This is a genomic window from Thalassotalea eurytherma (assembly GCF_030161415.1).
Classification (GTDB): domain Bacteria; phylum Pseudomonadota; class Gammaproteobacteria; order Enterobacterales; family Alteromonadaceae; genus Thalassotalea_G; species Thalassotalea_G eurytherma.
Genome location: NZ_BSSU01000001.1, coordinates 291,311 through 301,505 on the forward strand (window position 1 = coordinate 291,311; position 10,195 = coordinate 301,505).

Genomic DNA, 10,195 nt, shown 5'->3' on the forward strand with positions numbered 1-10,195 from the left:
TGTGTTTTAGTTGTAGCAATTAATTATCAGCTTATTTTAGCTCAAAGCTAAAGACGTTAATTTAGCTGTGGGCCAAACAAAACTGCCCTATATTTATAACGACTTTAAAACTGGCTATCAGCTAGAGCTTGTTGATGCAGTCTTGAAAAAGACCGGGCATCGAGCACTTTATACGCCAACAGAACATGCAAGAAACGAAAAGTTGTTACTCAATACGAAACTTTATGGCGTGATGAATATTGACGAATTTCATGTCGAAGCGATCTTCGAACCCACTGACGTTCATATCCTTTTTAAAGAAGAGGCCATTCAAGAAGACTTCGATCGAGAACTATACGAATTTGTTCAATCGGAAAAGTACCTAAACCTCCGCCAAAAATACTTAGGCAACAATTCTTTATTTACTTTTAAGTAATTAACGATAAAGTTTATCTATTACCCAATTGTTCCTTCGATCATATGGAAATGCACGTTGTCGTTATAATTTGCGCCCTATTAATGCTGCTTTACGGCAGTGTATCTAAAGTCAGTGAAAGCTTTTTCTTAACCGGACCGATGTTTTTCACCTTCGTTGGTGTGTCACTTAGTTTGTTTAATGGAGAGCCAAGTGATTATGGGCAACTAGCCACACCGGTTAAGTTGCTTGCTGAGTTAACCTTAATTATTGTGTTATTTGTTGATGCTTCGGAAATAAACCATAAACATTTAAAAAATGGCCCCTCGAGTGTTGGTTCGCGATTATTGATAATTGGCTTACCGCTTACTGCAATCAGTGGTTTTTTTGTTGGTTATCTCATGTTTGACTCCTTATCCTTGGCGATTATCGCTCTGGTTGCCTTGATGCTAACGCCAACCGACGCTGCGCTTGGCCAGTCGTTAATCAAGTCTCCACTCTTGCCTGAACGTATTAAGCAAAATATCAGTGTGGAAAGTGGTCTGAATGACGGTATTAGTTTACCGGCAATCGTTATTTGCATTGCGATTATTAGTGGTGAGGTGGTTAATAATAGTGAAATGACCTGGTTGCTGTTTATTGCCACACAATTGATCTTAGGACCAATCGTTGGTGGCCTTATTGGTTGGTTTGGCGGAAAATATGTCGAAAAGTCAGCAATTAAACAATGGATGGCACCGGTATACCAAAGCTTATGCTCTCTTGCATTACCTATTCTCGCGTACTGTGTTGCTGAGGTTGTTCATGGTAATGGCTTTATCGCTGCGTTTGTTTGTGGCTACTTTTTTGGTGTTCAAAATCATACAATTCGTTTACGTATTCAGGAGTTTGGTGAGGCGGAAGGGCAACAATTAACGCTGTTTGTCTTTTTATTATTTGGCTTTGTGATGGTTCCCTATTCCTTTGAATATTGGGATTTGAACGCATTGTTATATGCGCTGTTGAGTTTAACCCTGGTTAGAATGCTACCTGTCTTTGTCAGCTTAATTGGTAGTAAAGTCGATTGGCAAGAGCAATGTATTTACGCTTGGTTTGGTCCGCGTGGCATTGCATCAATACTTTACTTGCTGATATTTATCGCGACGGTATCTAGAGAAGGTTATCAGTACCCAATCGCGATAATAGTATTAACTGTTTTTCTCAGTATTATTTTGCATGGCGTTTCAGCGTTACCGATAGTCAATTGGTATCGAAAAAGCGTTAGTCACCGTTAACGAGTTCTACTTTAGTAATGTCGCTTGATTGATAGGCAAGGTTTTTAGGTAATTCTTGGTAGCCAGATAATAAATAGATAACCTTTTGACCCGCTTCAGCTAACTCAAGGGCATGCTGATAGTTAATAATAGTCGTACTTGGAATATCCTGTGGGAATTTATCGGCATCGCGGCGCACATATTCGATAAAATCTGGATTTACATTCTCATCATAAAAAGCCGCATCAGCAAATTGCAGTGCTCGGTGTGCTTTCAACGTTAAGTGATCGGGGTTACCTTCTTTTGTATGAATAAAGGTAATGCTGCCTAATGACGACATTTTGCTGTCTTTTAAACGACTGATAAAGGTTAATTCTGCCGACTGTGTTTGATGATTTAGTATCTTTTCACCAATATCTCCCTGAAACACTTGCTCCCAAAAAAGCCGTCTATTTCTGACCCCTTTGATACGGGCTTTAACATGATCGCGAAATTTATAGCCAAATTCCGCTAAACGACCGTAGGCTTGTGGCAGTGTCTTTTCAATTTGCTCCCGAAGCATTCGCACTAAGACTGGCGAGCTTCCTGAGCTTGAAATCGCAACGAGCATAGGGTCTCTGTCAATAATCGATGGCGTAATGTAGTCACATAGCTCAGGTTGATCGACAACGTTAACTAAAATACCTAGTGACTGAGCTTCTTCATAAACAGATTTGTTAACGGCTTCATCGTCAGTTGCTGCGATAACGATATTGCAATCGTCCATTAGCCCCGGCCGGTAATTTTCACGAAGCCAATGTAAATTCTCAGTATGAATTAATCGAGACACCATATCTGAACAATGGGCAGAAACTACAGTAATGTTAGCGGTGCATTTTAACATTAACTCAATTTTACGCGCTGCCACTTCACCGCCACCAATGATCATAATGTTCAATTTTTTAGCGGTTAGAAACACGGGGAAGTAGCGCATGTTATTCCTTTATATTATGAGTAGTTTGTCACTTACAGCGATACCATTTTTATCACCATAAATGTATTGACCTGGGACAAATGTTAAACCAGCAAAGTGCAGGCTTATGTTTGTTTGACCTTGGCCGAGCTTTTCGGTCTTAATGGGACAAGTACCCAATGCTTTGACTGCAATATCTAATGTACCAATAGTTCCTGCGTCACGAATGCATCCATTAATGATCACCGCTTGCCAATCGTGTTTTACGGCACTTTCAGCAATCATGTCTCCTAATAGGGCTCTATTCATTGAAGCATGACCATCAACTACTAGCACTTTACCTTGGCCGGATGTGGCCAATAATTCTTTTACTTTAGAATTGTCATTAAAGCAATCAATGGTAACTATTTCACCAAAAAAGCATGTTTTTGCGCCAAAGTCGATAAAAGGTACGTTAGCTAAGCGTAATTGGTTAGGGTATTTGTCAAATAAATCAGGTAATAAATCAAGCATACTATTCTCCATCAGCTAGTTCATTTGACTGACATCAGGCTAAAAATGCAATAGAGACGATATTTAATTGCTTAATAGTGCCAATTCATCACAATTTTACAGGTCTTGCGTCGCAGGTAATAGTGATTCTGTAGTCGAAATTGGTATAAACTATAGGAAATTTGTTTTATTGGAAAACCCATGCCTTGGATACAGCTTAGATTAAGCGCTAATGAAGAAACGGCTGAAAAGTATAGTGAATGGCTAATGGCCGCTGGCTCCCAAGCGGTAACGTTTATTGATGCGAAAGATACCCCGATATATGAACCTTTGCCTGGTGACGAAGTTATCTATTGGCATAACACCGTTGTCATGGGGTTGTTTGATGCAAGCCATGATATGGACAAGGTAATAAGCTACTTACAAGGTATTCACCCAGACAAAAAAGACATGGCCTATAAGTTAGAGCAACTTGAAGACAAAGACTGGGAGCGAGAATGGATGGATAATTTCCATCCAATGAAGTTTGGTGAGCGATTGTGGATTTGCCCTAGCTGGCGAGAAGTACCTGAGCCTAACGCTGTAAATGTGATGCTTGATCCCGGGCTTGCCTTTGGCACCGGTACCCACCCAACAACCGCATTATGTTTGACTTGGTTAGACGGTCTAGATTTAACCGGTAAAACGGTTGTCGATTTTGGCTGCGGTTCAGGTATTTTATCTCTAGCAGCATTGAAGCTTGGTGCTAAAAAGGTGATAGGTATAGATATAGATCCACAAGCATTGCAAGCTAGTAAAGAAAACGCAAAACGCAATGGCGTAGAAGATCGATTAGCGCTTTATCTACCAAAAGATCAACCGACGATGACTGCAGATGTTGTGGTTGCAAATATTCTTGCAGGGCCATTGCGTGAATTAGCGCCAACAATTACCGCCTATGTTGGAGACAAAGGGTTGTTAGCTCTATCGGGTGTTTTAGAAGATCAAGCACAAGGACTGGTAGAAATATACAGTCAATGGTGTGACATGGATCCAGTTGCAGTGCAAGAAGATTGGGTACGTTTATCGGGAAAAAGACACTAAATCCCACTAATTTTTTACTTTTATTTTCGTGCAGAGTTTGGTAGCTAGTGCTTAAATTTTGCACGATTAAATAATTTGTCAAATGTCAATATCAAAAAGCGTGAAAAAATTGCTTTTTGTTCAATTTCTATCCTTTTCAATCTTAAAAAAAACACGTAAACTGTGCGCCCTTTTGACCAAGAGCTCAAAAAAACACCAACGTGAAAATAGGTTCATACAGCTTACCAAGTAATGTTTTTCTTGCCCCAATGGCAGGGATCACTGATCAACCTTTTAGACGCTTATGCTGTCAATTAGGTGCGGGTTTAGCAGTATCCGAGATGGTTTCGGCAAATCCAAAAGTATGGCATACCGAGAAATCTAAAAAGCGTATGGTGCACACAAGTGAAGCCGGTATTCGTTCAGTACAAATTGCTGGATCGGATCCGCAAGAACTTGCTTTTGCAGCTCAGGTAAATGTTGAAAATGGTGCCCAAATTATTGATATCAATATGGGGTGCCCAGCAAAAAAAGTGAATAAGAAGTTAGCGGGTTCAGCGCTTTTAAAAGAGCCTTCATTAGTTGAAGCAATTGTTAAATCAGTTGTCGACGCTGTTGATGTTCCGGTAACTTTAAAAATACGTACTGGCTGGTGTGAAAGCACTCGTAATGGCGTTGAAATTGCTAAAATTGCTCAAGCTAATGGCATACAGTCACTTGCTGTTCACGGTAGAACACGTTGTGATTTTTATAAAGGTGAGGCTGAATACCAAACCATTAAAGCGATTAAGCAAGCAATTGATATTCCCGTGGTAGCTAATGGTGACATTACAGACCCAGAGAAAGCAAAGTTTGTTCTGGAATATACCGGCGCAGACGCCGTTATGATTGGACGCGCAGCACAAGGTCGACCATGGATTTTTCGAGAGATTAACCACTACCTTGCAAATGGTACTTATTTACCGGCACCAGATATGGATGAGGTGCGAACCATATTAATTGAGCACGTGAAGGAATTACACCGCTTTTATGGTGATTTTATGGGGCTACGAATAGCCCGTAAACATGTGTCTTGGTATATGCAATCGCATGACAAAGACAAAACGTTTCGATCAAGGTTTAATGGCTTAGAGTCCACTGAAGAACAGTTGGCGCTATTAAATCAGTATTTTGATAATTTAACTTAGAAAGAGTCTGAACTTTATGTTTGAACAAAATATTTCCTCTCCATTCGTTACTGGTAACTTACAAACTCAGACTGAGGCGTCTCCGTTACGCTCTCAAGCTAAAATGGCGATCAGCAATTACTTATCACAATTAAATGGTAATGATGTAGACGATATGTACGAGTTAGTGCTTTCAGAAATTGAAGCACCAATGTTAGAAGAAGTTATGAAGTATACTCGTGGTAACCAAACAAGAGCAGCTAACTTATTAGGCATTAACCGTGGTACTTTACGTAAGAAGTTAAAGAAATACGGCATGAACTAAAAATTCGCAGGAATACCTGCCATAAAAAAGCACCCTAGGGTGCTTTTTTACTTATGGAAAGTTAAAATGTTGTCCAAATGGTTAGTATGTAGGTCAACAAGATATGTAGCTAGGAGCTACATTGCTAGGAAAGTAGCCAAGGATATGTGTCACAGGCCAGACCAAAATTATTGTTAAAGGTAAACTAAATAACATGGATACCCCTCGCCCAATTAAACGCGCACTACTTAGCGTGTCGGATAAAACTGGTATTGTAGAATTCGCCCAAAAACTTGCTCAAAAGGGTGTTGATATTTTATCAACTGGCGGTACAGCCAAATTGCTTGCCGAAAATGGCATCAAAGTCACAGAAGTTTCAGATTACACAGGTCACCCTGAAATTATGGATGGTCGTGTAAAAACCCTTCACCCTAAAGTACATGGTGGCATTTTAGCTCGCCGTGGTATGGATGAAGTCGTTATGGGTGAGAACAATATCAGTGCGATTGATATGGTTGTTGTTAACTTGTATCCGTTTGCCAATACAGTTGCGAAAGACGATTGTCGTTTAGAAGATGCTATCGAAAACATTGATATCGGTGGTCCAACGATGGTTCGCGCAGCAGCAAAAAACCATAAAGACGTTACCATTATTGTAAATGCTCACGATTACGATCGTGTTATTACAGAGATGGACGCAAATCAAGATTCTTTAACCTACAATACACGTTTTGACCTTGCGATTGCTGCATACGAGCATACTGCAAGTTACGACGGTATGATTGCTAATTACTTTGGTCAAATGCTTGCTGCACATGGCATAGAAGAGCAAGCGCCATCGTTTGAAGAAAAGAACAAATTCCCACGTACCTTCAATAGTCAATTCATTAAAAAGCAAGATTTACGTTACGGTGAAAACTCTCACCAAGACGCGGCATTTTATGTTGAAGCACAGCCAGAAGAAGCGTCAGTTGCTACAGCAACTCAACTTCAAGGTAAAGCATTGTCGTACAACAACATTGCTGATACAGATGCTGCATTAGAGTGTGTAAAAGAATTTGATGAACCAGCATGTGTAATCGTTAAACACGCAAATCCGTGTGGTGTGGCGATTAGTGAGAATATCCTTGGTGCATACGAGCAAGCGTTTAAAACTGATCCGACTTCAGCATTTGGTGGCATTATCGCATTTAACCGTGAACTCGATGCCGATACTGCCGAAGCGATTATTTCTCGCCAATTCGTTGAAGTGATTATTGCACCAAGCGTTTCTAAAGAAGCAGAGCAAATTGTTGCAGCGAAACCAAATGTGCGTTTATTAACGTGTGGTCAATGGACAACACAAACAACAGGTTTTGCATTCAAACGTGTTAACGGTGGTTTACTTGTTCAAGATCGTGACCAAGGTAAAGTGACACAAGACGAATTAAAAGTTGTGACAAAGCGCCAACCAACTGAAGATGAATTACGTGACTTACAATTTTGTTGGAAAGTAGCAAAATACGTGAAGTCTAACGCAATTGTTTATGCACAAAACAACATGACAATTGGTGTTGGTGCAGGTCAAATGAGCCGCGTATATTCTGCTAAAATTGCTGGTATTAAAGCCGCTGATGAAAACCTTGAAGTTAAAGGTTCCGTGATGGCTTCTGATGCATTCTTCCCATTCCGAGATGGTTTAGATGCGGCAGCAGCTGCTGGTATTACTGCAGTTATCCAACCGGGTGGTTCAATGCGTGACGATGAAGTTATTGCCGCTGCAGACGAGCACGGTATCGCAATGGTATTCACCGGTATGCGTCATTTCAATCACTAATTCCTTATTTTAATTTAAGGGAATTACTGGCAAACAAGCGAATTACTATGTTTTCTCTTGTTTGTCAGTTCATCAATTGCGCTGAACATCTTCCAGAAATCTGCTATAAACTGTTATAACTTTTTAAGTAATGGAAAGACTATGTCTACAACAAAAAAAATAATCATTGCCGTTATTGCTATTACACTTGTTTATTGGTTCGTCGTGCGTCAAGAACAGCCAACTTCAAATAATGAAGTAACACCAGTAGAACAAACAACAGATGTAAAAGCGATTGAAAGCAAAGAAGACATTCAAACCCCTGTAAAAGAAGAACGATCAGCTGATCTTGTTGAGCAAGTTGAAGCAGTTAAATCTGAGGTAGAAGAAGCAACTAAGCAAAGGTCACAAGCGATGCTTGCCTTAACCCAAGCAACTGCCGGTGATCATCGTAGTGATAAAAACAAAGCGAGAGATGTTTACCGTCACCCTATTGAAACCCTAATATTTTTTGGTTTTGAACCAACAATGACGGTTGTTGAAATGGCACCTGGTGGTGGCTGGTATACTGAGATTCTAGCCCCTGCACTTAAAGGTAAAGGTAAACTTTATGGTGCTCATTACCCAGATACAGATGAAGAAAATTACTACAGTTTATCACGCCGTCGTTTAGTGAAAAAAATGGCAAGCGATGAAGTCTTTAGTGAAGTTGAACTAACTAACTTTACACCGCGCAGCGAGAACATGATCGCACCTGAAGGCACAGCCGATATGGTGTTAACATTCCGCAATTTACACAATTGGGGTGAAGATGGCGTGGCTATGATGTTTGCTGATGCTAACAAAGCGCTTAAAGTCGGTGGTGTATTAGGCGTGGTAGAGCATAGAATGCCTGCAACCCAGAACTGGGCTGATAACCAACGCACTGGTTATTTCCCTGAATCATTGACGATTGAATTAGCCGAAAAAGCGGGTTTCAAGTTAGCTGACCAAAGTGAAGTGAACGCCAACCCAAAAGATACAGCGGATCATCCAAAAGGTGTTTGGACTTTACCACCTGTTTTACGATTAGGTGATGAAGACAAGGCAAAGTATCTAGCAATCGGTGAAAGTGATCGCATGACACTGAAGTTTGTTAAACAATAAAAGAATGCTTTATATCAAAGAAGCTCTGCGTGGCTTCTTTTTTGTTTTAAATATTTAGGAAATCTTAATGAAAGTTTTAGTTATTGGTAGTGGTGGTCGTGAACATGCGCTTGCATGGAAAGCTGCTCAATCAGTTCAAGTTAATGAAGTATTTGTTGCCCCTGGTAATGCAGGAACAGCAACTGAACCTAAATTAACGAACGTTAACTTAGATATCTCTGATAACGATGCATTAGTTGCTTTTGCCAAAGAGCAAAATGTTGACCTTACAATTGTTGGCCCTGAGCAACCACTTGTAGATGGTGTAGTTGATGCGTTCACGGCTCAAGGTTTGATGATTTTTGGTCCTAATGCCAAAGCAGCACAACTTGAAGGCTCTAAATCTTTTACTAAAGACTTTTTAGCGCGTCATCAAATTCCAACTGCAGACTATCAAAACTTTACTGAAATTGAGCCTGCACTAGCGTATGTTCGCGAAAAGGGTGCGCCTATTGTTGTTAAAGCTGACGGTTTAGCAGCGGGTAAAGGTGTTATTGTTGCGATGACATTAGAAGAAGCAGAATCAGCAATTAAAGATATGCTTGCTGGTAACGCATTTGGAGATGCAGGTCACCGTGTCGTTGTTGAAGAATTTTTAGAAGGCGAAGAAGCAAGCTTTATCGTAATGGTTGACGGTAAAAATGTATTGCCATTTGCTACTAGCCAAGATCATAAACGTGCATATAACGAAGATAAAGGTCCGAATACAGGTGGTATGGGGGCATATTCACCAGCGCCAGTTGTGACAAAAGAAATTCATCAACGCGCTATGAATGAAGTAATTATGCCTACGGTTGAAGGTATGGCAAAAGAAGGTGCTCCTTATACTGGCTTTTTATATGCTGGCTTAATGATCACTTCAGATGGTACACCGAAGGTTATCGAGTATAACTGCCGATTTGGTGATCCTGAAACACAGCCTATTATGATGCGTTTGCAATCAGATTTAACTGAACTATGTATCCTTGCTTGCCAACAAAAGTTAGATGTCGCTGATATTACCTTTGATGAGCGTGCAGCTGTTGGCGTTGTAATGGCCGCAGGCGGGTACCCAGGAAGTTATAATAAAGGTGATGTGATTTCAGGCTTAGAAACAAACCAAGCTCAAGATGCTAAAGTATTCCATGCTGGAACGAAATTAGTTGATGGCAATGTAGTGACGGCAGGTGGTCGTGTCTTATGTGCTACGGCACTTGGTGAATCGGTAACGCAAGCACAGGAAAAGGCATACCAATTACTTGATCAAGTTTCTTGGGATAATGTTATGTATCGTACTGATATTGCATATCGAGCGATCGAACGCGAGAAAAGCTAGTTTATTTTCATCGTATAGCGATAAAAAAACCATAGTATCTTATTTAAATAGGGTTAGAGTAAATTGTTACTCTAACCCTATTTTCGTATCTAAAGACAAAGATCAAACACTTACAGCGCTTTATTTATGCGGTTTGTATAGAAAGTGACCGAACAGTAAATTAATTCAAATTAGTTGTTGACGTGTCGTCAAAAATCTCTAAAATGCGCTCCACTTCTTCGGGGTAGACCCAAAGCAGTGTTTTGATAAGTTTAGTTAACGATAGTAAAACTAAACA

At 40.2% G+C, this 10,195-nt stretch carries 10 protein-coding genes; 8 read left to right on the plus strand and 2 right to left on the minus strand.

The window, feature by feature from the left end; all coding sequences use genetic code 11:
• Positions 1 to 67 precede the first annotated feature (67 nt).
• Entirely contained in the window at positions 68 to 415 is a 348-nt protein-coding gene (locus QQK02_RS01300; RefSeq protein ID WP_284206122.1) for a hypothetical protein, read from the plus strand.
• Between the two features lie 44 nt (positions 416 to 459).
• The gene (locus QQK02_RS01305; RefSeq protein WP_284206123.1) at positions 460 to 1,668 is read left to right on the plus strand and encodes a cation:proton antiporter; all 1,209 of its coding nucleotides are present in this window, start codon (positions 460 to 462) and stop codon (positions 1,666 to 1,668) included.
• Here QQK02_RS01305 and QQK02_RS01310 read toward each other — a convergent pair.
• Both QQK02_RS01310 and QQK02_RS01315 read right to left on the minus strand, forming a co-directional pair.
• A complete protein-coding gene (locus QQK02_RS01310; RefSeq protein ID WP_284206124.1) occupies positions 1,655 to 2,620 on the minus strand; it encodes a siroheme synthase in 966 nt (321 codons plus the stop codon). The two genes, QQK02_RS01305 and QQK02_RS01310, sit on opposite strands and share 14 nt — an antisense overlap.
• A gap of 9 nt (positions 2,621 to 2,629) precedes the next feature.
• Positions 2,630 to 3,112, minus strand: coding sequence for a putative 4-hydroxy-4-methyl-2-oxoglutarate aldolase (locus QQK02_RS01315; RefSeq protein WP_284206125.1), 483 nt, complete (start codon positions 3,110 to 3,112; stop codon positions 2,630 to 2,632).
• A gap of 180 nt (positions 3,113 to 3,292) precedes the next feature.
• Here QQK02_RS01315 and prmA point away from each other — a divergent pair, with 180 nt between their 5' ends.
• The 6 genes from prmA (at position 3,293) to purD (ending at position 9,918) form a co-directional block, all read left to right on the plus strand.
• Positions 3,293 to 4,174 carry a 50S ribosomal protein L11 methyltransferase gene (prmA, locus tag QQK02_RS01320; RefSeq protein ID WP_284206126.1) on the plus strand — a complete coding sequence of 294 codons (882 nt, stop codon included), beginning with the start codon at positions 3,293 to 3,295 and terminating at the stop codon, positions 4,172 to 4,174.
• Between the two features lie 200 nt (positions 4,175 to 4,374).
• Positions 4,375 to 5,340, plus strand: a complete 966-nt coding sequence (gene dusB, locus QQK02_RS01325) for a tRNA dihydrouridine synthase DusB (protein ID WP_284206127.1) — start codon at positions 4,375 to 4,377, stop codon at positions 5,338 to 5,340.
• Between the two features lie 16 nt (positions 5,341 to 5,356).
• Positions 5,357 to 5,644, plus strand: a complete 288-nt coding sequence (gene fis / locus QQK02_RS01330; RefSeq protein WP_284206128.1) for a DNA-binding transcriptional regulator Fis — start codon at positions 5,357 to 5,359, stop codon at positions 5,642 to 5,644.
• Positions 5,645 to 5,837: 193 nt separating this feature from the next.
• Positions 5,838 to 7,439, plus strand: coding sequence for a bifunctional phosphoribosylaminoimidazolecarboxamide formyltransferase/IMP cyclohydrolase (gene purH, locus QQK02_RS01335; protein WP_284206129.1), 1,602 nt, complete (start codon positions 5,838 to 5,840; stop codon positions 7,437 to 7,439).
• A gap of 141 nt (positions 7,440 to 7,580) precedes the next feature.
• Positions 7,581 to 8,564 (plus strand): class I SAM-dependent methyltransferase, encoded by a 984-nt coding sequence (locus tag QQK02_RS01340; protein WP_284206130.1) that lies wholly within the window; start codon positions 7,581 to 7,583, stop codon positions 8,562 to 8,564.
• Between the two features lie 67 nt (positions 8,565 to 8,631).
• On the plus strand, positions 8,632 to 9,918 hold the full coding sequence (gene purD, locus QQK02_RS01345; RefSeq protein ID WP_284206131.1) for a phosphoribosylamine--glycine ligase: 1,287 nt from the start codon (positions 8,632 to 8,634) through the stop codon (positions 9,916 to 9,918).
• Positions 9,919 to 10,195 lie beyond the last annotated feature (277 nt).